This is a genomic window from Bradyrhizobium sp. USDA 4369, from assembly GCF_054056435.1.
The window spans coordinates 4,466,023-4,491,051 of sequence record NZ_JBSRYH010000001.1 but is presented as its reverse complement, the minus strand read 5'-3'; the positions used below and the strand labels follow the sequence as shown (position 1 = coordinate 4,491,051).

Below are 25,029 nucleotides of genomic sequence, written 5' to 3'. Positions count from 1 at the left end.
GCAGCGCGCGTCGTATGAGATGCAGCCATGGTCCGGGGATATGTTCTGCTCATCATTGCGGTCGCGTTGGGCTCGCCGTCATTTGCGACGGCGCAGACGGTGAGCTTTGGCGAGTCGGCCGGCTTGATCGCGTCGAGCTGCGGCGTCGACATCACCGCGAATTGCCGCGGCGTCAATCTCGATTCAAACCGGCTCAAGGAGTGCCTGTCGCGCAACCAGGACGTGGTGTCCGCGCAATGCAAGGCCACTTATTTCAAGGCGTTCGAGGCGATCCAGAAGCGCATTGCCGCGCGGGTCACCGTGGCCAGTGCCTGTCAGCGCGAGATCGTCAAGCTGTGCAGCGGGTCCACCAAGGAGACCAGCAAGTCGATCTCCTGCCTGACCACCGCCAGCGGCGTCAGTGCGCGCTGTCAGCAGGCGATCAGCGACGCGGGGTATCGCTGATGCGCAGAGCGGGCTCGTTGATCGGCGGGCTGATGGCTGCCGTCGTGATTGCGGCGATGGCGCCGGCACGGTCGCAGGAAGTGACGCGCGACGACATCGTGCGCCAGCTCGCCCGCTTCGAGGCGGCGCCCACGCTCGATCTGCCCGCGCTGAAGCAGCAGACTCAGGAACGATCCAAGATGCGCGGCCGCAACGAGCCGCCGCCGCAGAAGCGCCCGCCGATCGCGCCCGAGCTGATGAACCTGCCGGCCCTCAATGTCGACATCCAGTTCGACCAGGACACGCCGATCGTGCGCCCGGACTCCTACCAGACCGTGGGACGAATCGCCGACGCGATGGTGCATTCCGAGCTGCTGCCCTACACCTTCCTGATCGTCGGCCATGTCGAGGCCAATGGCCGGCGTGAGGCCAATGTCATCCTGAGCCAGCGCCGCGCCGATGCGATCCGCGATATCCTGGCCAACACGTTCAAGATCTCGGTCAAGCGGCTGCAATCGATCGGGCTTGGCGAGGAGCAGCTGCTCGATCCGTCCAAGCCGGCGGCCTCGGTCAACCAGCAGATCCAGATCATCACGGTGGCCAAGGTCGCCGAAGAGGCGGCCGCTCCGTCTCCAGCCGCGGCTCCGGCACCGCTGGGCAAGCAGGCGCCGCGCAAGCATCGCAATTGATGCAGCCGAGACCTGCGCGGTGACCATGAACCCCGCGCGCTCCTGCCACGACTTCCTCTCAGGGTACCGCGTCAAATCATCGGCGTCATGGCGCGAATGGAACCTGTTCTCAGATGCTTGCGTTCGAGCCGCGGCGCGGACACGCCGGGATGTCGATTGCCGGTTTGTCGATGGTGCCGCTTGATGGTATAGCCCGATCTTTGCGGCCGTCGATTGAGCGGTGGTCGGTCTCATTGACGAGCGAGTGAGCCCATGAACGCCATGTTCCGACGTCAGATGGTCGACTATGTCGAATACCATCGCGATCCGCGCAACGGGTTGATGCATGTGTTGGGGATCGTCCTGCTGTTCCTTGGGGCGGTGCTGCCCCTGAGCTTGTGGCATTTCGACGCGTTCGGGATCCGGATCAGCCTGGGTGCGGTGCTGGCCCTGCCCGTCCTGCTGTATTGGCTGCTGCTCGATGCCGCACTCGGCGCCGGCATTCTCGCTTTTGCCGTCTTGTTCCTTTCTGTGGCCATGATGATTGCCGATCACGTCCATGGACCGGCCCTGTGGGCCCTGTTTGCCGCGCTGGTGATCCTTGGCCTCGTGTCGCAGGCCGTGGGCCACCGGCTGTTCGAGCGCAACAACCCATCGTTGCTGGATCACCCGGCGCATCTCTTTCTCGGACCGATGTTCGTGATGGCGAAACTGTACATGGCGCTGGGATTCCGGCCTTCGGTGGCCGACCTCGTCGCGCCCAACTGGTCGTCGGATCGGCTCGGCTCGGACCCTCTCCAAGGCGATCAGCACTCGCGTCCGTAATGAAAGTCCTCGTCACCGGCGGCAGCGGTTTTATCGGACACCACCTTGTCTCTGCGCTGGCAGCGCGGGGCACCGAGGTCCGTGTGCTCGACATCCGCTGCCCGACCCACATGATCGACGAGGTGGAGTATGTTGAGGGCTCGGTGCTCGATGCCGGCCTCGTGCGCAACGCGGTCGCCGGCGTCGACCAAGTCTACCATCTGGCCGGGCTGCCGGGCATGTGGATGCCGGACCGCGAGGATTTCTACCGCGTCAACTGCGTCGGCACGGAAACCGTTCTGGCGGCAGCGCGCGCCAGCCGCATCCGCCGGTTCCTGCACTGCTCGACCGAATCGATTCTGTTCGACTATCCGGGTTCAATGGGAGCTGCGGCGGCCGAGACGGCACCGCCGGCCGAGGCCATGCCAGGGGCCTATACCCGCTCCAAGGCGCTTGCCGAGGCGCGGGCCATGGCCGCCGCCGCCGAGGGCTTCCCGGTGGTGGTCGGCACGCCGACGATGCCGATCGGCCCGCACGACAGCAACCTGACGCCACCATCGGCGATGCTGCGCCATTTCCTGGACAGCCGGGTTCAGCTCTACCTCGATTTCATCGTCAACCTGGTCGATGTGCGGGACGTTGCCGCTGGCCTGATCCTCGCCATGGAGCGCGGCAAGGTCGGCGGCCGCTATGTGTTCGGTGGCGAGAGCCTGCGGCTCAGCCGGATTCTGGAATTGATGGCTGCGATCAGCGGCCGCAAGCACGTCGCCATCTCAGTCCCGGGCCGGCTGGCCGAGCTGTCGGCCGGACTGCTCGAATTCGTCTCCGATCACCTCACCAAGCAGACTCCCTCCGGCACCGCCGAAGGCGTGCGGATTGCGCGGTCGGCCTCCGACCTGTCGATCGACCGGGCCAAGCGCGAGCTCGGCTACGCGCCCCGCCCGATCGAGCCCACTTTGCGCGAGACGATCGCCTTTTTGCTCGATTCCGAGCCGGGCAAGCGGCTCGACGAGAAACAACACCCTTTTCGCACGGCGGCCGAGTAGCTAAGAGCGGCCGGTCCCACGTCACATAGCGGTTTCCAAACATGTCCGGCGATGCCAGCCCCATCTCGTCGTTTGCCTTCAGCGGCTGGACCACCACCTGGCCCACCTCGCTTCTGGCCATCATCTGGCTGATCTGGCTCGCCAGCTGGGTCGGCGCATCGTTCTGGTCCGGGCAGACCCGCAAGCATGTCACGGTGATCAAGACTAGCCGCTATCATGCGCTGATCGTGCTCGGCGGCATCCTGTTCACGCCCTGGACGTCACGGATCCTCGGCGAGAAGCCGTTCTGGAACCCTGGCGAGACCGGAGTCTATGTGCTGACCGTGGTGACGCTCGCCGGCATCGCCTTCACCTGGTGGGCCCGCATCCATCTCGGCCGGTTCTGGTCGAACGCGATCACCCACAAGGAAGGTCACAAGGTGATCGATACCGGCCCTTATGGCCTGGTCCGCCACCCGATCTATACGGGCCTGATCCTCGGGATGATCGCGACCGGCATAGCGGTGGGCACTGTCACCGCCGTGCTCGGCGCCGTCCTGATCTCGCTCGGCATGGCCTGGAAGGCCAAGATGGAAGAGGTCTTCCTCGCCCAGGAGCTCGGACCGGAGTACGTCACCTACCGCCAGCGGGTGCCGATGATCATCCCCTTCCTGCCGCCAGGTTGATCTGGCGGCTCAGCGCCGGGCATCTCGCGGCTCAGCGCCGGACTGGCGCTTCCGGGGATGCCGCCGCCGCCGGCTGGTTCGCCGCTTGCGGAAGCAAGTGCCGCGGCAGGATGATGCGCTGGCCGGGAATCAGAGGCGTGGTGGCGAGCCCGCGATTGGACTGCTGCAGCGCCCATAAGGGAACGCGATAATTGGCCGCGATCTGATCGATGGTCTCGCCCGGACGGACCGGCAGCGCGACGCCGCTGTCCCACAATTCCACCGATGTCTTCGGCGGCACCAAATAGCGCAGCGGCACCGGATCGGCGTCGGCGGTCGCCGAGGTCTGCGACAGCTGGCTGATCATCGTGACCAGTTGCGCATGCACATCCTCCATCTTGTCGATGTTGATATGCGTGACCTCGTCATGGTCCTTCATGTCGAAGCTGGCGTAATGGCCGCGGAAGCCGGGCTCCGGCTTGACGTCGCCCCCGCCCAGGATGTTGTCCGACAGGAACAGGTTGATGAAGCGCTGCACGTTGGGCGGCACGCTCTTGGTGGCATGCGCCGGATCGACAGTGACGACCAAGCTGACCGGGATGTTCTGCTCCTGCAGCGTGATCGCGATGCGGACGCTGCACAGCCCGCCCATCGAATGGCCGATCAACACGATCGGCGCCTGGTCCTGGCGGTAATTCTTCGCCACCTGCAGCGCGATCAGGTCGCACAAGGTGAACTCATAGACGCTGGCCAAGAACCCGGCCTTCTCGATCTTCTCGGCGAGGCGGTCCATGCCGGTCGAGAACAGCGGGCCGAGCGCGCCGCGGAACAGATAGACCCTCGGCGGCGGCAGCTGCTGGATTGGCTGGGGCGGCAGCTCCGCCCCGGGGCGGATGGCGGCTTGGGTCGGCGATGTCGTCGCCTTGGCGGTTTTGCTGGGCGCGGTGGCCGAAGCAGCACCGGCGATCGCGGCCTGTGGCATCGCGGCAACGGCGAAACCCAGGACCAGCAGCGCGGGCCAACGTCGTCCGGCTGCAGTTTCGGCGGCGTCGAGCCAGCCCCTCGTGATTCGCGCCACGCCGGTCATTCGCGCTCCCGGGAAAGCTCAAAGCTGAGATCAAGCAGGGTCATGCCCCCCTGCCATACCGCTTGTCGTCGCCGAATGGGAGCATTTTGGGGCGCCGGGCGGCGCCCGCCAGGGGATTAACGGTAGCCGGTGGCGCTGGCGGCGCGCTGCGGGCCAGCCATCCGGTTCGACGGCGGTGCCGGACGGCCCTTGCCGCCGAACACCACGGAATCAATCGCGCCCAGCACCTTCTGCTGCATGATCCGGTTCTTCTCGATCGTGATGTGACCGACGCCGGGAACCGACTGCACGTCGACATTTTCGAGCTTGCCGCGGAAACCGTCGTCGCGGCGGACCGGCTCGCCGGCGCCGCTGGCAATGTAGAAATTGATGTAGCGCTCGGCATTGCCGCCGACGAGCTTGGTCTTGAACACCGAGTCCAGGCCGATCGCGAGCTTCACCGGCACGCCGAGCTGGCCGAGCTTGTTGATCATGTCCGGCAGCGCCGTCGCGCCGGAGGAATGGCCGACCAGGATGATGGTCTTGATGCGGCCGGCCCGATAGGCCGCCGCCGCCTCATCGGCCAGCGAGGACCACGACACGAAATTGGCGACCGTGTTCGGAATGCCCTGCGCGTCGAGCCTGGCTGCGATATCGTCGAGACCGAGCGAGAAGATATTCAGCACGCCACGCAGCAGATAGACATGCGTCGTGCTTGCGGCCGGCGCGGCGACCGGGCTCGGGGCCGCATGCACGGAACCGGCGCCGAGCGGCAGCGCCAACGCGATCGCCAGTGCGACCATGCCGAACCAGCGCCCCGGGAGACTGCGCGGCTGGAGGCTCCGCGACGTGGTCGATCGATTGGTGCTGGGACGTGGCGTCATCGGTCCTTCTCCAAGGCGGAAACATCGAGACGGCGCGACCGTACCCGACACGCTCGCAGACGCAACATCGTCGGACATCGCCGCCGGCGTTCATCGCCCTGACGTGGCCGCGCGGCAACACTTGCCTTACACAGTCACAGAAAAGCCCTGCAAGCAACATGATAACGGCGACGGCCGCGATTGCGCGACAACATCACCGTTCTTATCTGAACTTTCCGCCCGCCGTCGCGGATGCTCGACCGCGCAAATTCCGAATCACATCGAAATCCGTCGAATGGCTCCCGTCATATCCGTTTCCGGCCTGTCGAAGACCTATGCGTCGGGCTTCACCTCGCTGAACAACGTCAATCTCGAGATCGCGCGCGGCGAGATCTTTGCGCTGCTCGGCCCGAATGGCGCCGGCAAGACCACCCTGATCAGCATCATCTGCGGCATCGTCAATGCGTCGTCCGGCCAAGTCGCCGTCGGCGGTCACGACATCAATGCCGATTATCGCGCCGCGCGGGCCTTGATCGGGCTGGTTCCGCAGGAGCTGCACACCGATTCGTTCGAGAGCGTCTGGGCGACGGTGAGCTTCAGCCGCGGCCTGTTCGGCAAGCCGAAGAACCCGGCCTTGATCGAGAAGATCCTCAAGGATCTCTCACTGTGGGACAAGAAGGATGCCAAGATCATCACGCTGTCCGGCGGGATGAAACGGCGCGTGATGATCGCGAAGGCGCTGTCGCACGAGCCGCAGGTGCTGTTCCTGGACGAGCCGACCGCAGGCGTCGACGTCGAGCTGCGCAAAGGCATGTGGGACGTCGTGCGTGAGCTCAAGGCTGCCGGCGTCACGATCATCCTGACCACGCATTACATCGAGGAAGCCGAGGAGATGGCCGACCGGGTCGGCGTCATCAACAAGGGCGAGATTGTGCTGGTCGAGGACAAGGCCAAGCTGATGCAGAAGCTCGGCCGCAAGCGGCTGAGCCTGCACCTGCAGCAGCGCATCGATGCCATTCCGGAGGCGCTCGCGCCCTATCATCTGACCCTGTCGGAGGACGGCTGGCGGCTCGCTTATGATTACGACACCAAGGGCGACCGCACCGGCATCACCAGCCTGCTCGGCGATCTCAGGACCGCCGGCATTCGCTTCGTCGACCTCGAAACCAAGCAATCGTCCCTGGAGGACATCTTCGTGAGCCTGGTGCGGCAATGAACCTGCGGGCAGTCGGCGCAATCTACAAATTCGAGATGGCGCGCACCTGGCGCACGATCCTGCAGAGCATCGTGTCGCCGGTGGTGTCCACCTCGCTGTATTTCGTGGTGTTCGGCGCCGCGATCGGCTCGCGGATCAGCGAGGTCCAGGGCGTCAGCTACGGCACGTTCATCGTTCCGGGCCTGGTGATGCTGTCGGTATTGACCCAGAGCATCGCCAACGCCTCGTTCGGGATCTACTTCCCGAAATTCATCGGCACGATCTACGAGATCCTGTCGGCGCCGATCTCGCATTTCGAGATCGTGCTCGGCTATGTCGGCGCAGCCGCGACCAAATCGATCGTTCTCGGGCTGATCATCCTCGCCACGGCCGGGTTGTTCGTGCCGTTGCACATCCAGCACCCGGTCTGGATGCTGACCTTCCTGGTGCTGACCGCCATCACCTTCAGCCTGTTCGGCTTCATCATCGGCATCTGGGCCGATGGCTTCGAGAAGCTGCAGATGATCCCGATGCTGGTGGTGACGCCGCTGACCTTTCTGGGCGGCAGCTTCTACTCGGTCAACATGCTGCCGCCGACCTGGCACTCGATCGCGCTGCTCAATCCGGTGGTCTACCTGATCTCCGGCTTTCGCTGGAGCTTCTACGAGATCGCCGATGTCAGGGTGGAGATCAGCGTCGCCATGACGCTGTGCTTCCTTGTGATCTGCATGTCGATCATCTGGTGGATCTTCAAGACCGGTTACCGGCTCAAGCATTGAGCCGGCGCCGCTCTCGGCAGACCAGTTCAGCGATAACAGTGGAAGCGGCCGTAGCCGTCGCGATAGCCGCGGCAATGGTAATGCCGGTGGTAATAAGAACGATGCGGGATGCCCAGGGCCCCCTCGACCGCTCCGACCGCCCCGCCGACACCGGCGCCGACCGCGCCGCCGACGACACCGCCAACCGGGCCGCCGATCCGATTGCCCTCATGGGCGCCCTCCCGGGCGCCGCGGACGATGCCCTGAGCATGGGCCGATTGCGGCAGCGCGAACCAGGCCAGCGCCAGCACGATCAAGGCGAGCGCGGCCAGCAGATAGGTCAGCCGCTGCGGCGCGCGGTCGTCGAGGACCGCGGTCCTGGCCTTCATCGTGAGCATTTTCAGTCCCGGTATCTGCATCAGAGATCTTTGAAACGCAGATGCGGCCAAAAGGTTGCGGCGCCCGCACGAATTCGGCCGATTTAGAGCTTTCCTAAACAACGACGTGCCGTCGGGCCAAAAGGCCTTCGGACAATCGCGCAATTGTCACCATCGCGCCCGGCCCGTCGGCTTGCCTGTGCCGCCTCTGCAATTAAGGTTGAGCCGGGCACCGGCTGGAACAAATGCGTGTCTTGCGACATAGTGCAGGCTGCCGGCTGGGGAGCTGCGGCGCGAATGACAGTCTACGGCCTGGAGGCCAGAGGTTCGATGCGTACCACTCTTTTTGCGATTGCCGGCTTCGCTCTTCTGTCGGCCACGCCGGCGCTGGCCAAGATCGATATTACCGTCGACAAGAACAACCAGATCATGACGGTCGCGGTTGACGGCGTTGAGCGCTATCGCTGGCCGGTCTCGACCGGCATTCCCTCGCGCGAGACGCCGAACGGCACATTCCGGGCCTTCCGCATGGAAGCGGACCATTTTTCCAAGGAATTCGACGACGCGCCGATGCCGCATTCGATCTTCTTCACGAAGGTCGGCCACGCCATTCACGGCACCGATTCGGAAGGCCGGCTCGGCACGCCCGCATCCCACGGCTGTGTGCGCCTGTCCAAGGCGAACGCCACCACGCTCTATGATCTCGTGCAGAAGGACGGCGTGCTCAACACCACGGTGACGCTGACCGGATCGGCCGAGGTGGCACTGGCGCGCAATCCGCGTCGCGGCACCGCCGTGGCCCGCCGCGAGGTGCCGCAGCAATATGACGACAATGGCGAGCCGGTTGTGCTGACGCCGCAGCCGCAGCTGCTGCCGGGACGGCCGATCGCGCCACAGCAGCGCCCGGACGACGGCTACATCTATCCGGCCGACGGCAGCGACAATGGCGTTCGCTATCCGGCCCCGCGCGGCACCAGCCGCCGCGTCTACGACGCGCAGGCCTATCCGTCGCAGCAGGACCCGTCGTATTCTTACGACAACAGCAATCCGAGCTACGCGCAGCCGCGCTATTATCAGCCGCGGTCCTATTATCAGCCGCGCGGCTATTACACCTATCAGGATTGACGCCGGATCATCCGCATCGCCCGTCATCCGAATCTCCCGGCGCAGCCGAGCTCGCCTGGTGATGCGGTTTTGACGTCCTTCATTCCGCGCCGACGCGCTCCAGCGGCGCCGGGCTCCGCTCGGCGCCGACCTGTCCCCGGGCCGTCGCACTGCGTTGCCGGCGCTGGACGAAATACTGATCGGCCAGCACGCCGATCAGGATGACCGTCCCCATCACGGCGAAATTCAGCGAGCTCGGAATCCCCAGCAGGTTGACCAGGTTCTGCAGCACCTGCAGCAGGATCGTCCCGAGCACCACGCCGATGATCGAGCCCTCGCCACCGCGCAGCGAGCAGCCGCCGAGCACGGCGGCCGCGATGGCGTAGAGCTCATAGAACGAGCCGTGCACGGCCGGCGAGATCGAGCGGGTGTACATCGCGATCAGCACGGCCGCCAGCGCGGTCAGTCCGCCGCAGATCACATAGGCTGAGATCACGACCCGGTCGGACCGGATGCCGGAATAGCGCGCCGCCTCCTCGTTCTTGCCGACCGCATAGAAATAGCGGCCATAGACCGAACGGTGCAGCACCAGCCAGGCGATACCGGCCACGATCGCCAGCGCGACGACGCTGTGCGGCAACGGAAAGCCAAGCACATTGGTCCGTCCGGCGGTGAGCCATTCCAATGTCGGGAAGCTTGCACCATAGCCGAAGCCGGCGGTCGAATCCTCGGTGTAATAGCGCGCGGCGCCGCGATAGATCAGCAGCCCGCACAGCGTCACCACGAAGGGCTGAATGCGCATCTTGGTGGTGAGGGTGCCGTGCATGATCCCGATCGCGATGCCGCCGGCGATGATCAGGGCGAAGGCCACCATCCAGTTCACATCGCGGTTCACGATCAGGTCGATGAACAGCACACCGAGCAGCGCGATCACCGACCCCACGGCCAGCTCGATGCCGCCGACGATGATCACGAAAGCCTCCGCGATCGAGAAGATGCCGAACATCCCGACCTGGTTGGCGGTGTTGGAGAGGTTGCCGACCAGGAGAAAGCGCGGATTGATGACCGCCACGACCGTGCCGACCACCAGGATCAGGATGAGCAGGCTGAGATCTTTCTTGTGCACGGGCGCCTCGTTCAGACGGTATGGCCGACGGCGAGCTGCAGCACATTGTGCTCGCTGAACTCGCTGCGCGCCAGGAAGCCGGAGATGCGGCCTTCATGCATCACGGCGATCCGGTCGCTGACCCCGATCACCTCTTCCATGTCGCTGGAGATCATCAGGATCGCCACGCCGGCATCGGACAGCCGCCGCAGCATGTCGTAGATTTCCTGCTTGGCGCCGACGTCGATGCCGCGCGTCGGCTCGTCGAAGATCAAGACCTTCGGCCGCATCGACAGCCATTTGGCGAGCACGACCTTCTGCTGGTTGCCGCCGGACAATGTACCGACCGGCGCTTTGACATCGGCCGCGCGGATCTTGAGGCGCTCGCGCTGATGGTCGGCATTGGCGGTCTCGCGAACCGTGTCGACCAGGCCGAAGCTCGAATAGGAGGCGAGGTCCGGCAGCGAGACGTTCTGCGCCATCGACAATTCGAGCAGCAGGCCGCAAGCCTTGCGGTCTTCCGGAATGAGATAGATGCCGCGATCGATCGCCGCACGCGGCGAAGCGATGCGGATCGGCTCCCCCTCGACGCTGATCCCACCCGCCAGCAAGGGATCGACGCCGAAAATGGCGCGCGCCAGCTCGGTGCGTCCCGCGCCGACGAGCCCGGCGAGCCCCAATATCTCGCCGCGACGGAGTTGCAGGCTGACGGACCGGTGGGGATAGGTCGAGGTGACGGCATCGGCAACGTCGAGGATGGTCTCGCCCGGCGGCGCGGCCGGGGGCACGTAGAGAGATCTCAGGTCCCGGCCGATCATCAACCGGATCATGGCCGCTGGATTGAGTTCCTCACGCGCGAGCGCGCCGACCATGCGGCCGTCCCGCAGCACGATCGCATGGTCAGCACATTGCATCACCTCGTTCAAACGATGGGTGATGAAGATGACGCTGACGCCGTCGGCCTTAAGACTGGCGATCACCTGCATCAGCCGTTCCGTCTCCGACAGAGTGAGGCTCGAGGTCGGCTCGTCCATGATGACGCAGCGCGCGTCGAGCGACAGCGCCTTGATGATCTCCACCAGCTGGCGCTGCGCCAGAGACAATTCGGCGAGCGGTGTGTCAGGCGCGAAATCCGCACCGAGGCGATCGATCAGCGGACGCACTTTGGCACGCAGGGTCTTGCGATCAATCAGCTTCAGCGGTCCGCCATGGACCGGCTCGCGACCGATGAAGACGTTGCCGGCGACGTCGAGATTGTCGAACAGGTTCAGCTCCTGATGAACGAACGCGATGCCGGCCGCGATCGCATCCGCCACGCTGTAGCTCGTACGTGCGACGCCATCGATCCGGATGGTGCCACTGCTCGGCGCGACAACACCGCCGAGCACGCGCATCAGCGTCGACTTGCCGGCGCCGTTCTCGCCGAGCAACGCGACCACCTCGCCGGGAGCGACCGACAGGCTGACGTGGTCGAGCGCGACCACGCCAGGATAGGTCTTGCCGATGTCGATCAGCTCGAGGAAGGGTTCGCCCACGCCGGCCGTCGCACTACTTTTTCAGCATCTGCTTCATCTGCGCCATGAAGTCGTCGACGTTGGACTTCTCGATGACCTTGCCGGGAACGATGATGATGCCGTTGGCCGGAACGCCCGATTTGTCCCCTTGGACGACCTTCGCCATCAGCTTCATGCCCTGATAGCCCCACTCGAACGGCTGCTGCACGACGGTGCCCTCGATGGCGCCGTCCTTGACGCCGCCGAGCGTGATCGGATCCTCGTCGAAGCCGATGATCTTGATCTTGCCGAGCTTGCCGGCCTCCTTCAGCACCTCGTAGATGCGCGGCGTGTTATAGGAATAGAAGCCGACCAGGCAGCTGACGTCGGGCATGGCTGCGAGAATGTCCTCGACATTGCGCTTGGCGCGGGTCTGATCGATCTCGTCGCCACGCACGTCGACCAGTTCCACCTTCGAGCCCTTGATGGTCTCCTTGACGCCCTCGATGCGCTCGCGGGCATTGTCGGCGCCGAGCAGGCCGACGAAGCCGACGCATTTGCCGCCGTTCGGCAGCGCCTTGAGCATCAGCTTGCCGGCATCCTTGCCGAGCTCGGTGTTGGAGGAGCCGATATAGGCGATGCGCTTGGATTGCGGAGCGTCACTGTCGGTGGTGAACAGCACCGTCTGTGCGGCAACCTTGTTGAGGTGCTCGGTCTGGTTCTTCGGATCGACGGCGCTCACCATGATGCCGGCCGCGCCGGCCGCGACGAGGTCATCCAGCATCCGCTGTTGCACGGCGGCGGCCGCCTGCTCCGGATATTTGAGCTGCAGGCTGTAGTCGGGCAACTCGCCTTGCGCCTTCTTCACGCCGGCCTCGGCAATCTTCCAGAAATCGGACGCGCCGTTGACGACGAAGGCCAGTACCTTCTTATCGGCGGCTCCCGCCGAGCCCACGCCGAGCACCATCGCCAACACCGCAGACGCGCCGGCCATCCAAAGACGCTTCATCGAACCCCTCCCATGTGAAGCCGGCCTGCTTGATGCGGCCGGCATTTTTGCACTCACGACGTCCTCCGCCCGGGCGAAGGCTCCGCCTGGACTCACGGCACGTCCCGGTCGATCTGATCTGAACAAGGCGAGCCATCGGTCCGCTCTGCAAAGCGTCGTCAGGCCGGCCGTCGTCATGGAGATATAAACCGAGCTTCAATGCCCGCGTGCCGCGCTGGCGCCCGACAAGAAGACCTCAACACGGGATCAGATTGAGGCACGCACCTCAAGGTAGCATGGTCTTCGCGGGCTCGCAACTCATCGCCGCGACGAAACACCCATCCTGCATTTTGCGGTGCGGCACGCCTCAGCCGGCGTAGCCATGCCCCCGCCGCTCACGGCGCTGCGACCGAGCAGGCGGTCACGGCGAGGCACGCACCTCTGATTTTACGGCACGGCCGGAGGCAGGCGCATGCGCTGCGGCGCCGGCCCATGCGAAGCGACCGGGGTTCCCCGCGCCGCTATTCGCCGTCGCGCAGTCGTCGATACACCGCGCCGAGAATGTTCGAATAGTCGTCGGTCCAGACGCGCTCGCCATCGGTCGGCTCGGTTTCGGTCCATTTGTCCGATGCGGCGAGCTTGCCGACATCAGCCTCCTCGCGCGCGCTGACCACGACATCCGTCGAGAAGATGTACTCGTCGTCGCGGCCGGAGTCCTCGTTGTAGACCCAGCTCTTCATGTCGTTGGCGTCGGCGATGCCGACCACGACGCTCTCAAGCTCCAGATGGCGGTTGGAGACGTGCATCACCACGGCCCCCTGCGGCGCCAGCTTAGCCTTGTAGATGGCCATCGCCTCTTCTGTGGCAAGGTGGATCGGGATCGCATCCGACGAGTAGGCATCGACGATGATAAGGTCATAGACGCCATCCGGCTCCTTGGCAAAGGTCAGCCTGGCATCGCCGATGACGGGCTTGAAGTCGGGCGCGCAAGCTTTGATGTAGCTGAAATATTTCGGATCGCTGGCCGTATCGACCATGGTCTGGTCGATCTCGAAATACTTCCAGCTCTCGCCGGGCTCGGCGGCGCAGGTGAGCGTGCCGCTGCCGACGCCGATCACGGCCACCTTGAGCGGCGCGCCCTTGCGCTCGCGGATCGCCGTGATGGCGCGCCCGATGCCGCCATCCTTGTGATAATAGGTGATCGGCTCGGGGCGCCCGGTTACCTTGGAGCCATCGGCGTTGAGATATTTCTGCGCGCCGTGGATGGTCGTGCCGTGCATCAGCACGTGATAATGCCCGTCCGAGGTCACCACGATCTTGTGCACGCCGAAGAAGCTGCGCACGGTTTCGACGCGGCCATCGTCGGCCGGATAGGCGCGGATCAGGACCAGCGCGAGCGCAGCCGTTGCGAACACCTTCCAACGGCCGGCATCCAGCAGCAGCGCGATCAGCGCTGCCAGCACGCCCACCGCACCCGCGACATAGACGCGGTGATCTTCGAGATAGGTCGTGACCTTGCCGGTCAGACCGGCCGGCACCAGCAGCGCGACGGCGATGATCGCCAGCGCGATCCAGTACCAGCGCGTGATCCGCGGCAGCCGTTCGGCTTTCTCGCCGGGCCGGCACAGCGCGGCGAGCGCCAGCAGGATCGGATATTCGGTGACCCAGGAGAAAGTGAAGGGCGCGATCAATCCGGCGAAGAGGCCGCCGACCATGCCGCCGAACGACAGCGCGACATAGAAGCCGGTGAGGTATTTCGCGGCCGGACGCGTGCGGGCCAGCTCGCCATGGCAGGCCATCGCGATGACGAAGAAGCACAGCTGATGCCCACCGAGCGTGAGCGCGAGGTTCTGCTCGCCGCCGAAGGCGAGCAGCATGACGACGCCGGCGATCGCGAGCGGCTGCAAGGCCAGCATCCATTTGTGCGGCAGCAGCGGGCGCGATTGAAACACCAGCACCCATGTGAGCAGATAGAGCGAGAGCGGCAGCACCCAGAGCAATGGCGCGGCGGCCACATCCGTCGAGATATGCGCCGTGACCGCGATCAGCAGGCCCGAGGGCACTGCGGCCAGGAAGATCCAGCGCGCGCGCAACAGCCAGCTCGGCGCGGGAGCGTCGCCGTCCACGCTGGGCAGCAGGGCCATCACCGCGACCGGCGCGCGCAGCAGCAACACGCCGCAGCCGGCGATCAGCGCGATCAGCGCGGCATAGCCGCCGGTCCAGATCATGTTCTGCATGCGCAGGCTGAAGATCGGCTCGATCAGCAACGGATAGGACAGGAGCGCCAGGAAGCTGCCGATATTCGACGACGCATAGAGAAAATAGGGATCGGGAGCCGCGGGGTGTCCGGTCCGCACGAACCAGGCCTGCAGCAGGGGATTGTTGGCGGCGAGCGCGAAGAACGGCAGGCCGATCGACACCGTGAACAATCCGAGCAGCCAGAGCGCATAGCCGGAGGTTGGCGGATCACCCCAATGGCTGGAAATCGACAGCGGCAGGGTCAGCAGCGCAAAGCCGAGCAGCAGCAGATGAATGGCGATCGGCAGCACCCGGCTGCGCAGCTGCGTGAGAAAATGCGCGTAGGCGTAGCCGGCCAGCAGCAGGGCCTGGAAGAACACCATCGCCACCGACCACACCGCCGGCGAGCCACCGAGCCGCGGCAGCACCATCTTGGTGAACAACGGCTGCACCGAGAACAACAGCAGCGCGCTGACGAAGATCGCGGCGGTATAGATGACGAGAACCAGCCGGTTGCGCGCAGCAGACGGTTCGGCGACGGCAGGCGAGGCGATTGAGGTCATGGCAACTCCAGCAGCGGCTCGGCCGGCCTTGGATGGGGATGCACCGCCACGTGCAGACGACACATAGCGGATCGCAGGGCGGTATGGCGAGGAGCGGCACTTTCCCTTGACGGCGCGCCGATCCGGGGCGACAGCACGATCCGGAGGAAGAGTTCCCCGCAGCCGATCCGTGTTGGTCATTAATCAGGGCTTTTTGAAGCGAACATGAACGAAACCGACGTGATCATCATCGGCGCCGGCCATAATGGCCTGACCTGTGCCGCCTATCTCGCAATGGCGGGCTTGCGCGTGCATGTGGTGGAACGCCGCAAGGTGGTCGGCGGCGCTGCGGTCACGGAGGAGTTTCATCCCGGCTTCCGCAACTCCGTCGCCTCCTACACCGTCAGCCTGCTCAATCCGCGCGTGATCTCCGAACTCAGACTGCACGAGCACGGGCTGGAGATCGTCGAGCGTCGCGCGCAGAACTTCCTGCCCGCACCCGACGGACGCTTCCTGCTGACCGGAGAAGGCCGCACCCAGGCGTCCGTCGCGCGGCTCAGCCGGCGCGACGCCGACGCGATCGGTCCGTTCTCGGCGCGGCTGGAAGCGATCGCCGACGTCCTGCGCAGCCTGGTGCTGCGGGCGCCGCCGAATCTCGTGCCGCAGTTCGGGCTCGCCGCCATCCGCGAGGCCGTCAACGCCCTCGGCACGGCCAACGCGTTGCGCGCGCTGTCGCTCGAGCAGCAGCGCGACCTGCTCGATCTGTTCACGCGCTCCGCCGGCGAGATGCTCGACGACATTTTCGAGACGGATCTCGTGAAGGCCTTGTTCGGCTTCGACGCCATCGTTGGCAATTATGCCAGCCCCTACGCGGCCGGCTCAGCCTATGTGATGCTGCATCACGCGTTCGGCGAGGTGAACGGCAAGAAGGGCGTATGGGGTCACGCCATCGGCGGCATGGGCGCGATCACGCAGGCCATGTCCCGTGCCCTGAAGGAGCTGGGGACGCTGATCGAGGTCGACGCGCCCGTGCGCGAGGTGATCGTCGAGCGGGGCCGGGCCAGCGGCGTCGCGCTGGAGGATGGCCGCACGATCCGCTCCCGCTATGTCGCCGCCAACGTCAATCCGAAGCTGCTCTACACCCGGCTGATCCCGGCGGACGCCCTGCCGGCACCGTTCCTGGGCCGGATCCGGAACTGGCGCAACGGCTCCGGGACGTTCCGCATGAACGTGGCGCTCAGCCGCCTGCCCTCTTTCAGCGCGCTGCCCGGCGAAGGTGATCATCTGTCGGCTGGCATCATCCTGGCGCCGAGCCTGGGATACATGGAGCAGGCCTATCTCGATGCGAGAAAGCTCGGCTGGAGCCGCGATCCGGTCGTCGAACTGCTGATCCCGTCAACGCTCGATGCGACGCTGGCCCCGCCCGGTCAGCACGTCGCCAGCCTGTTCTGCCAGCATGTCGCGCCGGAGCTGCCCGATGGCCGCTCCTGGGACGATCACCGGGACGAGGTGGCCGATCTCATGATCGCGACCGTCGACCGCTACGCCCCCGGTTTCGCCGCCAGCGTGATCGGACGCCAGGTGCTGTCCCCGCTCGACCTCGAGCGACAGTTCGGGCTGCTGGGCGGCGACATCTTCCATGGCGCGCTGACCCTCAACCAGTTGTTCTCCGCCCGGCCGATGCTGGGGCACGCCGACTACCGCTCACCGCTCAAGGGTCTCTATCACTGCGGGGCCGGCAGCCATCCTGGCGGCGGCGTCACCGGCGCCCCTGGCCGCAATGCTGCGCAGGCCATTCTGGCCGACCATCGGGCGCTGTTCGGCTGAGGACAAGTCGTGGAACAGGAGTGGAAAGGTCTGTGGGTCAACGGTGGACCGAGCTGTTGACGACGCCGGGACAAGTGCTGGGCAAGCCGGTGGACAACCCGGTAGACACCCCTTGGATCAATGGTGGAGATCGCTCCCCGCAATGAAAAACCGGGCTCAAGGCCCGGTTCTCGAGAACGCCATCAAGGAGCAGATCACTTCAGAGAGCTGTTGATCGACTCGAACTTGCTGCTCAGCGACGTGCCCAGGCCATTCACGGCCGCAATGATCGCCAGGGAAATGCCGGCTGCAATCAAGCCATACTCGATGGCCGTGGCACCGGATTCGTCGCGCAGGAACTTCAAAAGGAAATTTGTCATCTGTACCTCGTTTCCAGCCCGGGAACCGAGGATCGCGTGGTTCCCATGACGGGAACATTACGGTGCAGAAGCTAAGGCTGGTCTAATACGCCTGGTTCAAGTTCCGGGCGGTTTTGAAGCAATTGCTGCGAGACTTTTACGGGAAGCGGTTCAGCATCCGCGCACAATCGATAGTTGCAGGATTTTTGCCCTCCGCTGGATCGTCTCGCTTGCGTTGACAGGGAAATCGCTTAACCACGCCGTCGAATGTTCCCAGGATCCGTGATGACCTCGACAGCCACGCCGGCAACCCATAAGGCCAGTTTCACCGTTGCAGACGAAGCCACCGCCCGCCAGGCTGTGGATGTCCTGACGGAGGTGTTCTTCGAGGGCGATGCGGCGGTTGCTGCTTTCGAGCGGCCCGACCTGCTGTGGGATGTGACCGTTCATTTCGCCGATCCGCCGGATCAGGACCTGATCCGTGAGCTGATCGGCGGGGCCGCCGGTCCACAAGTGGTCCAAACCCTCAATTTCGCTGTCGTCGAGGCCAAGGACTGGGTCAAAGCAAGCCTGGACGACCTTGTGCCGGTGCCCGCTGGACGCTTCGTGGTCCACGGCAGCCACGACCGGAACCGCGTCCCGGCCAACAAATTGGGGATCGAAATCGAGGCGGCGCTCGCCTTCGGGACCGGCCATCACGGCACCACGCGTGGCTGCCTGCTGCTGCTGGACCACATCTTGAAATCCCGCATGCCGCGGCGGGTGCTCGATCTGGGCACGGGAACCGGCGTGCTGGCGATTGCCGCCGCCAAGGCGCAACATCGCCCCGTTCTCGCCAGCGACATCGATCCGCCTTCGGTGGCGGTGGCTCGGGAGAATGCCCGGCTCAATGGCGTCGGGCCGCAGGTTCGCGTGATCAGGGCGACCGGCTTTGCCGCGGAAGACTTTGCCAAGGCCAGCCCCTTCGACCTCGTGCTGGCCAACATCCTCGCCAATCCGCTGCGGCAGCTGGCAAGTCCGATGCAACGCCATTTGGCGCGTTCGGCCGATGTGATTCTGTCTGGATTGCTGACCACCCAGGCCCGCAGCGTTATCGCAGCCTATCGCGCCCGCGGTTTGGTGCCGGTCCGGCATCTGCGCATCGAGGGCTGGAGCAGCCTGCTGTTGCGCAAGTCGGACTGATCTAGGTTGGACTGAGTGAAGTCAGACTGAACTGGGCCAGGCTGAGCGATGCCTAGGGATCGGCGAGGTCCATCAATGGATCAGCCCCGGCGTCATTTCTGCGGCTTCGCGCGTGAATCGCTGGATTCGGGCTGGCCGCCCGATGGACGGCGGATACGGGGTTCGACAAGACGATTGACCAGGCCAGCAAGTCTGCTGCGCGGTTTCTCGGCGACTGCAGGCGCCGGACCATGCGAGGCCGGAGCTGACAGTTTTTCGAAGGTAAATGCAGGCATTGTGCGTCCCCTCGGCGTTGAGTTGAGGCACTCCCCGGATTATGCGACCGTGGGTGATCTTGACGATCGTGGTCGCCATCCAAACGTTTCCTCGTCGCATCTCTTTCGGATGACCGACATGCGACAGCAAATCTTTTTGCACAGGCGAATGCAAGGAGATTCTTCGTGCACTGCACTGTTGCGCGGAGGATAGTCTGCGGCTGAAGAGACCCTCTCCTAAAGTATGAGAACGATGTTCGAAGCTCACTTTCAGACATTCGAAGATCCCGAAGCCGGCGTCGCCTTGACGGCCCGCCTCGCGGCGCTGCGCGAGGAACTTGCACGGCGCAAGCTCACCGGCTTCATCGTGCCGCGCGCCGACCAGCAGCAGAACGAATATGTGCCGCCATCCGAGGAGCGGCTGGCTTGGCTCACCGGCTTCACCGGCTCGGCCGGCCTCGCAATCGTGCTGCCGCAGGCGGCCGCCTTGTTCGTGGATGGCCGCTACACGCTGCAGGCCGGCAAGCAGGTCGACGGCAAGGCCTGGACGGTGGAATCACTCATCGAGCCGCCGCCGGAGAGCTGGCTGACCCGTCATCTGCAGAGCGGTGACCGCGTGGGCTTCGATCCCTGGCTGCATACGACCGCGGCGGCCGAGCGCTTCGCCGCGGCCTGCGCCAAGGTCGGGGCCGAGCTGGTCGCCGTCGAAGGGAATCCGATCGACAGCATCTGGACCGAGCGCCCGTTGCCGCCGCTCGGTCCCGTGTCCGTCCATGGCGCGGAATTGGCGGGCGAAAGCGAAGCGGACAAGCTTGGCCGGATCCGCGAGGAGATCAGTCGTCTCGGTGTCGAGGCGCTGGTGCTATCCGACTCCCACAACGTCGCCTGGACCTTCAACATTCGCGGCAGCGACGTCTCGCACACGCCATTGCCGCTGTCCTATGCGGTGGTGCCGAAGAGCGGGCGGCCGACCATCTTCATCGATCACCGCAAGCTCTCGAACGTCACGCGCGATCACCTCGAACGGAACGCCGACGTGGCCGAGCCGGATGCGCTGACGGCAAGCCTGGGCCGCTTGGCCCAGTCGGGCGCAGCCATCGCACTCGATAGCGCCACGGCGGCCGACGCCCTGACCCGCTTGATCCAGGACGCGGGCGGCAAGCCGGTGCGCGGCGCCGATCCCGTCAGCCTGCTCAAGGCGGCCAAGAACCAGGTCGAGATCGAAGGCACACGCCGCGCCCATCAGCGCGACGCGGTCGCATTGGCGCGCTTTCTCGCCTTCATCGATCGCGAAGCCCCGAAGGGCGCGCTGACCGAGATCGATGCGGTGGAAGCCCTGGAAAGCTTCCGCCGCGACACCGCTGCGCTCAAGGACGTGTCGTTCCCGACCATTTCGGGCACCGGCCCCAACGGCGCGATCGTCCATTACCGCGTCACCCGCAAGAGCAACCGGCGCATTGTGCCCGGCGATCTGCTGCTGATCGATTCCGGTGCGCAATATCAAGACGGCACCACCGATGTCACGCGGACGATCGCCGTGGGCACGCCGACCGGTGAGATGCGCGACCGCTTCACCCGCGTGCTGCGCGGGCATCTCGCCATCGCGCGCGCGATCTTCCCCGACGGCACCACAGGCGCCCAGCTGGACACGCTGGCGCGGCAGTTCCTGTGGCAGGCCGGCATCGATTTCGAGCACGGCACCGGCCACGGCGTCGGCAGCTATCTCTCGGTGCATGAGGGGCCGGCGCGGATCTCCAAGCTCGGCACCACGCCGCTGAAGCGCGGCATGATCCTGTCGAACGAACCCGGCTACTACAAGACCGACGCGTTCGGCATCCGCATCGAGAATCTCGAGCTCGTAGTGGAAAAGGAGATCGCAGGCGCGGAGAAGACGATGAACGGCTTCGAGGCGCTCACGCTGGCGCCGATCGACCGCCGCCTGATCGACGTGGCCATGCTGAGCGCCGAGGAGCGCGGATGGCTCGATGCCTATCATGCAAGGGTCAGGGAGACCGTCCGTCCGGCGCTCGACGAAGCCGACCAGCACTGGCTCGATCAGGCAACCGCCCCGCTCTAATACTCCGCAGCAAGACGCTGCACATCCGGCAGACGGCATGCCGTCGTCCGCGGCAGCGTCTGCCCCATCCAGCGGCCCACTGCGGAACGGCCGCCGCTGCGGACATGGCCGCATGCGGAAACAAGCATTTCCGCGGCACGGAAGCTCGCTACATTCGGACGCGTTCGACATGACCTGAGCGACGCGTTCGATGCATGGAATGATCAGCAGACCGCCCCGGACCGCGACCATCCAGGCGGCTCCCTCGCGCGCGGTGCTGATCCTGCTGGTCGTGATGACCGGGCTGGCGCCGATCTCGCTTTATCTGCTGGTCCCGGCACTGCCGCTGCTGGCGACCACGTTCGGGCGCGATGCCTCCGTGGTCCAGATGACCGTGTCGTTCTACATGATCGGCATCGCGATCTCGCAATTGCTGCTCGGTCCGCTGTCGGACCGGTTCGGCCGGCGGCCGGTGATGCTGGCGGGGCTGGCATTGTCGATCGTTGCGAGCTTCGGCTGCATCTTCGCCGCCACCCTGCCCCAGCTGATCGCGGCCCGCTTCTTCCAGGCGCTCGGCGGCGCCAGCGGCATGGTGATCAGCCGCGCCATCATCCGCGATCTCTATCCACGTGAGCGGATCGGGGCGATGATCAGCCTCGTCGTCGCGGTCATGATGATCGCGCAGATGCTGTCGCCGCTCACCGGCGGCCTGATCGAGATCGCGTTCGGCTGGCATGCGATCTTCTACGTCGTCGCCGCCGTCTCGGTTGCCGTCGCCATCGCCGTGACGATGGCACTGCCGGAAACACGCCCGACCCGCGTCGAAGGGGCGAGCTTCCGGCGCGATGTCGCGGCCCTCGTCAAGAGCCGCGCCTTCCTCGGCTACGCGCTGTGCCAGGTGCTGGCGTCGCAGATCATCTTCGCCTTCGCCGGCGGCGGGCCCTATATCGTCGAGGTGCAGATGGGCCGCTCCTCGGCGGAATATGGCGCGTGGTTTGCGACCACGGGCTTTGCGTATTTCGTCGGCAACCTGTTCTGCGTACGCTACGCGCCGCGCCATTCCCTCGACCGGCTGATCTGGTTCGGACTGGGGCTGCAGCTCACCGGCGCCGCGCTGAACTTCACGTGGAGCCTGTTCGGATTCAATCAGGTGCCGTCGGTCTTGTTCGGGACCCAGATGCTGCTGATGTTCGCCAATGCCGCGGTCATGGCGAACTCAGCCGCGGGCGCGCTCAGCGTTCGCCCCGGTGCCGCCGGCACCGCCTCGGGAGCGATGGGCTTCCTGCAGATGGGCATGGGCGCGCTGACGTCGCAGCTCGGCGCCTATCTCGGCGGACATTACGCGACCACGCTGCCGCTGACATCGGCGATCCTGGCGCTCTCCCTGGCCTGCGCCTGCAGCATGATCTTCCTGGTGCCGCGCACGAGTGTCACGGTGACGAGGGAGTTGATCGAACGGGCCGAGGAGGATGAGGCCGGGGTGATGTGACGGCGGCCTCAGGGTAGCGAACCATGGCGATGCGCGCTCGATCCAATGCCGTGCTGGCGAGGTGGCCCGCGCAGGGCGACAAGAAATCGGTGTCATGCCCCGCGCAGGCGGGGCATCCAGTACTCCGAGGCCCATCGGGCCGAGAACGACCGCCTCTGGAGTACTGGATCATCCGCTTTCGCGGATGATGACAGCGGTGGGTGTCGCAACCAGTGTCTATCGTAGCTCTGATCGCCGATCGGTTATTCCGCGATCAGCTGCAGCCACTCGTCCTCGGTCAGCACCTGCACGCCATGCTTCTGCGCATCCTTCAGCTTGGAGCCCGCGCCGGGGCCGGCGACGACGTAGTCGGTCTTCTTCGAGACCGAGCCCGACACTTTGGCGCCGAGCCGCTCGGCGGTGGCCTTGGCCTCGTCGCGCGTCATCTTTTCCAGCGTGCCCGTGAACACCACCGTTTTGGTCGCGATCGGCGAATGGCGCTTCGGCCTCTCCGCATCGAGGATCTTCACCTCCTGCGTCAGCCGCTCGACGATGCCGCGATTATGGTCCTCGGCGAAGTAGGCCGTGACGCTCTTGATCACGGTGTCACCGATCTGATCGAGCGCGTCCATCTCGGCGATCGCCTCCTCATCGCCCGCGGCCACCTTCAGGCAGGCCTCGTGAAAGGCGTCCCATGAGCCATAGCCGCGCGCCAGCGCCAGTGCCGTGGTCTCGCCGACATGGCGCATGCCGAGCGCATAGATGAACCGCTCCAGCGCGATCTCGCGCCGCGCGTCGATGGCGTTGAACAGGTTGCGCACCGAGGTCTCGCCATAGCCCTCGATCTCCTCCAGCTTCAGGCTGGCGTTGCGCTTCTGCAGGGTGAAGATGTCGGCGGGCTCCTTGACCCAGCCTTGCTCGAAGAAAAACGCGATCTGCTTCTCGCCGAGCCCATCGATATCGAACGCGCGGCGCGACGCGAACAGCTTCAGGTGCTCGATCTTCTGGTACGGGCAGGCGAACTCACCGGTGCAGCGCGCGCGCGAGCCCTCCTCGCCGGTAGCCGTCTCCTCGCGGACGACGTCGGTGTGCAAGGGACAGGGGCACGTCTTAGGCAGATGAAATGGCTTTGCTTCGGCGGGGCGCTTGTCGATGACCACGTCCACCACCTGCGGAATGACGTCGCCGGCGCGCTGGATCACGACGGTGTCGCCGATCCGGATGTCCCGCCCCTCGCGCAGCACCTCGCCCTTGTTGCCGATGCCCTTGATGTAGTCCTCGTTGTGCAAGGTGACGTTCTGCACGATGACGCCGCCGACTCCCACCGGCTCCAGCTTGCCGACCGGCGTGAGCGAACCGGTCCGGCCGACCTGGATCTCGATGTCCTTGAGCACCGTCATGGCGCGCTCGGCCGGGAATTTATGCGCGATGGCCCAGCGCGGCGTGCGCGACACGAAACCGAGCCGCTCCTGCCAGTCGATGCGGTCGACCTTGTAGACGACGCCGTCGATGTCGTAGTCGAGCTCGGCGCGCTGCTCCTCGATCGAGCGGTGAAACGCGATGAGTTCCTCGACCGAGTGGCACAGCCTGGTCAGCGGATTGGTGGTGAAGCCGCACTGCTCGAACCATTTGATCATGCCGGTCTGCGTCTCGGCCGGCGGCGTGCCGCTGATCTCGCCCCAGGCATAGGCAAAGAAGCCGAGCGGCCGCGAGGCGGTGATGGTCGGGTCCTTCTGGCGCAGCGAGCCGGCGGCGGAGTTGCGCGGATTGGCGAAGATGGTGTCGCCGGCCTCCTTCTGGCGCTCATTGAGCGCGAGGAAGGCCTGCTTGGTCATGTAGACCTCGCCGCGGACCTCGCAGACATCAGGCCAGTTGCGGCCATGCAGCTTCTGCGGAACGTCCTTGAGCGTACGGATGTTGGCGGTGACGTCCTCCCCCTCCGCGCCGTCGCCGCGGGTCGCTGCGGTGACCAGTTCGCCGCCCTCATAGCGCAGCGACATCGACAGGCCGTCGATCTTCGGCTCGGCCGAGAAATCGATGCGATCATCGGCAAGCTTCAGGAACCGCGCGATCCGGCCGACGAAGTCGCGCACATCCTCATCGGCGAAGGCGTTGTCGAGCGACAGCATCGGCACCGCATGCCGGACCTTCTTGAAGCGGCCCGAGGGCGTGGCGCCAACCTTCTGCGACGGAGATTCGCTGCTCACGAGCTCCGGAAAGCGTGTCTCGATGGCGTTGAAGCGACGGCGCAGCTCGTCATATTCGGCGTCCGAGATCTTGGGCGCGTCCTCCTGGTAATAGAGCCGATCATGGGTCTCGAGCTCCAAAGCGAGCCGTTTCCATTCCACCTTGGCCTGCGCCTTGGTGAGTTCCGCGACGTCCACGGGCTGCTTCGGTTTTGCTGTCTTCGGCATGCTGCGCACTATGCTGGGTCATTGCGGGCGGGGCCAAGCTTGATGCTGAGGGGCGCCCGGGCATGACGGTGTACACAATGCGCGCCTGGGTGCCAAAGCCGTTCGACCCGGCTGCCCCAGCCCAGGACGCCCAGTCGAGTATGCCCCCGTCTCTTGGGACGGCCCCGTGTTGGGAC

General features: G+C 65.3%; 21 protein-coding genes. 12 read left to right on the top strand and 9 right to left on the bottom strand.

Going from position 1 to position 25,029, the window contains the following annotated elements:
• Positions 1-27: 27 nt before the first annotated feature.
• The 5 genes from ACVIJ6_RS20140 to ACVIJ6_RS20120 all read left to right on the top strand — a co-directional run bounded on the left by ACVIJ6_RS20140 (position 28) and on the right by ACVIJ6_RS20120 (position 3,606).
• Complete coding sequence (locus ACVIJ6_RS20140) at positions 28-444, top strand: hypothetical protein (RefSeq protein ID WP_456774109.1); 417 nt, start codon at positions 28-30, stop codon at positions 442-444.
• A complete protein-coding gene (locus ACVIJ6_RS20135; protein ID WP_456774108.1) occupies positions 444-1,112 on the top strand; it encodes an OmpA family protein in 669 nt (222 codons plus the stop codon). Before ACVIJ6_RS20140 ends, ACVIJ6_RS20135 begins: the two co-directional genes overlap by 1 nt.
• A gap of 252 nt (positions 1,113-1,364) precedes the next feature.
• A complete protein-coding gene (locus ACVIJ6_RS20130; RefSeq protein WP_456774107.1) occupies positions 1,365-1,916 on the top strand; it encodes an Mpo1 family 2-hydroxy fatty acid dioxygenase in 552 nt (183 codons plus the stop codon).
• Complete coding sequence (locus tag ACVIJ6_RS20125; protein ID WP_456774106.1) at positions 1,916-2,941, top strand: NAD-dependent epimerase/dehydratase family protein; 1,026 nt, start codon at positions 1,916-1,918, stop codon at positions 2,939-2,941. The genes ACVIJ6_RS20130 and ACVIJ6_RS20125 overlap by 1 nt, the downstream gene beginning before the upstream one ends.
• A 41-nt stretch (positions 2,942-2,982) precedes the next feature.
• On the top strand, positions 2,983-3,606 hold the full coding sequence (locus tag ACVIJ6_RS20120; protein WP_456774105.1) for a methyltransferase family protein: 624 nt from the start codon (positions 2,983-2,985) through the stop codon (positions 3,604-3,606).
• A gap of 31 nt (positions 3,607-3,637) precedes the next feature.
• On the opposite strand, the gene ACVIJ6_RS20115 is transcribed toward ACVIJ6_RS20120, so the two are convergent.
• Both ACVIJ6_RS20115 and ACVIJ6_RS20110 read right to left on the bottom strand, forming a co-directional pair.
• Entirely contained in the window at positions 3,638-4,672 is a 1,035-nt protein-coding gene (locus ACVIJ6_RS20115; protein WP_456774104.1) for a LysM peptidoglycan-binding domain-containing protein, read from the bottom strand.
• 116 nt (positions 4,673-4,788) lie between these two features.
• On the bottom strand, positions 4,789-5,535 hold the full coding sequence (locus tag ACVIJ6_RS20110; RefSeq protein ID WP_456774103.1) for a hypothetical protein: 747 nt from the start codon (positions 5,533-5,535) through the stop codon (positions 4,789-4,791).
• A gap of 274 nt (positions 5,536-5,809) precedes the next feature.
• Between ACVIJ6_RS20110 and ACVIJ6_RS20105 the strand changes: the two genes are divergently transcribed.
• Together ACVIJ6_RS20105 and ACVIJ6_RS20100 are read left to right on the top strand one after the other, a co-directional pair.
• A complete protein-coding gene (locus ACVIJ6_RS20105) occupies positions 5,810-6,730 on the top strand; it encodes an ABC transporter ATP-binding protein (protein ID WP_456774102.1) in 921 nt (306 codons plus the stop codon).
• The gene (locus tag ACVIJ6_RS20100; RefSeq protein WP_456774101.1) at positions 6,727-7,488 is read left to right on the top strand and encodes an ABC transporter permease; all 762 of its coding nucleotides are present in this window, start codon (positions 6,727-6,729) and stop codon (positions 7,486-7,488) included. The genes ACVIJ6_RS20105 and ACVIJ6_RS20100 overlap by 4 nt, the downstream gene beginning before the upstream one ends.
• 26 nt (positions 7,489-7,514) lie before the next feature.
• Here ACVIJ6_RS20100 and ACVIJ6_RS20095 read toward each other — a convergent pair whose 3' ends face one another.
• Positions 7,515-7,865, bottom strand: coding sequence for a hypothetical protein (locus ACVIJ6_RS20095; protein WP_012046025.1), 351 nt, complete (start codon positions 7,863-7,865; stop codon positions 7,515-7,517).
• 309 nt (positions 7,866-8,174) lie between these two features.
• On the opposite strand from ACVIJ6_RS20095, the gene ACVIJ6_RS20090 reads away from it, so the two are divergent.
• Positions 8,175-8,969, top strand: a complete 795-nt coding sequence (locus tag ACVIJ6_RS20090) for a L,D-transpeptidase (protein WP_456774100.1) — start codon at positions 8,175-8,177, stop codon at positions 8,967-8,969.
• A gap of 79 nt (positions 8,970-9,048) precedes the next feature.
• Here ACVIJ6_RS20090 and ACVIJ6_RS20085 read toward each other — a convergent pair whose 3' ends face one another.
• The 4 genes from ACVIJ6_RS20085 to ACVIJ6_RS20070 form a co-directional block, all read right to left on the bottom strand.
• Positions 9,049-10,074, bottom strand: coding sequence for an ABC transporter permease (locus ACVIJ6_RS20085; RefSeq protein ID WP_456774099.1), 1,026 nt, complete (start codon positions 10,072-10,074; stop codon positions 9,049-9,051).
• Positions 10,075-10,085: 11 nt separating this feature from the next.
• Positions 10,086-11,588 (bottom strand): sugar ABC transporter ATP-binding protein, encoded by a 1,503-nt coding sequence (locus ACVIJ6_RS20080; RefSeq protein ID WP_456774098.1) that lies wholly within the window; start codon positions 11,586-11,588, stop codon positions 10,086-10,088.
• Positions 11,589-11,601: 13 nt separating this feature from the next.
• The gene (locus ACVIJ6_RS20075) at positions 11,602-12,555 is read right to left on the bottom strand and encodes a sugar-binding protein (RefSeq protein ID WP_012046029.1); all 954 of its coding nucleotides are present in this window, start codon (positions 12,553-12,555) and stop codon (positions 11,602-11,604) included.
• Positions 12,556-13,055: 500 nt separating this feature from the next.
• Positions 13,056-15,335, bottom strand: coding sequence for a spermidine synthase (locus ACVIJ6_RS20070; protein ID WP_456774097.1), 2,280 nt, complete (start codon positions 15,333-15,335; stop codon positions 13,056-13,058).
• A gap of 204 nt (positions 15,336-15,539) precedes the next feature.
• Between ACVIJ6_RS20070 and ACVIJ6_RS20065 the strand changes: the two genes are divergently transcribed.
• A complete protein-coding gene (locus ACVIJ6_RS20065; RefSeq protein ID WP_456774096.1) occupies positions 15,540-17,141 on the top strand; it encodes a phytoene desaturase family protein in 1,602 nt (533 codons plus the stop codon).
• 194 nt (positions 17,142-17,335) lie between these two features.
• Here ACVIJ6_RS20065 and ACVIJ6_RS20060 read toward each other — a convergent pair whose 3' ends face one another.
• Positions 17,336-17,500 carry a Flp family type IVb pilin gene (locus tag ACVIJ6_RS20060; RefSeq protein ID WP_041750952.1) on the bottom strand — a complete coding sequence of 55 codons (165 nt, stop codon included), beginning with the start codon at positions 17,498-17,500 and terminating at the stop codon, positions 17,336-17,338.
• Between the two features lie 264 nt (positions 17,501-17,764).
• Between ACVIJ6_RS20060 and ACVIJ6_RS20055 the strand changes: the two genes are divergently transcribed.
• From ACVIJ6_RS20055 to ACVIJ6_RS20045, 3 genes are all read left to right on the top strand, one after another.
• Entirely contained in the window at positions 17,765-18,661 is an 897-nt protein-coding gene (locus tag ACVIJ6_RS20055; protein ID WP_456774095.1) for a 50S ribosomal protein L11 methyltransferase, read from the top strand.
• A 507-nt stretch (positions 18,662-19,168) separates the two neighbouring features.
• A complete protein-coding gene (locus tag ACVIJ6_RS20050) occupies positions 19,169-20,992 on the top strand; it encodes an aminopeptidase P family protein (RefSeq protein WP_456774094.1) in 1,824 nt (607 codons plus the stop codon).
• A gap of 190 nt (positions 20,993-21,182) precedes the next feature.
• Positions 21,183-22,460 carry a multidrug effflux MFS transporter gene (locus ACVIJ6_RS20045; protein WP_456774093.1) on the top strand — a complete coding sequence of 426 codons (1,278 nt, stop codon included), beginning with the start codon at positions 21,183-21,185 and terminating at the stop codon, positions 22,458-22,460.
• 242 nt (positions 22,461-22,702) lie between these two features.
• Here the strand turns inward: ACVIJ6_RS20045 and ligA are convergent, their stop codons facing one another.
• A complete protein-coding gene (gene ligA / locus ACVIJ6_RS20040; RefSeq protein WP_456774092.1) occupies positions 22,703-24,853 on the bottom strand; it encodes an NAD-dependent DNA ligase LigA in 2,151 nt (716 codons plus the stop codon).
• Positions 24,854-25,029 lie beyond the last annotated feature (176 nt).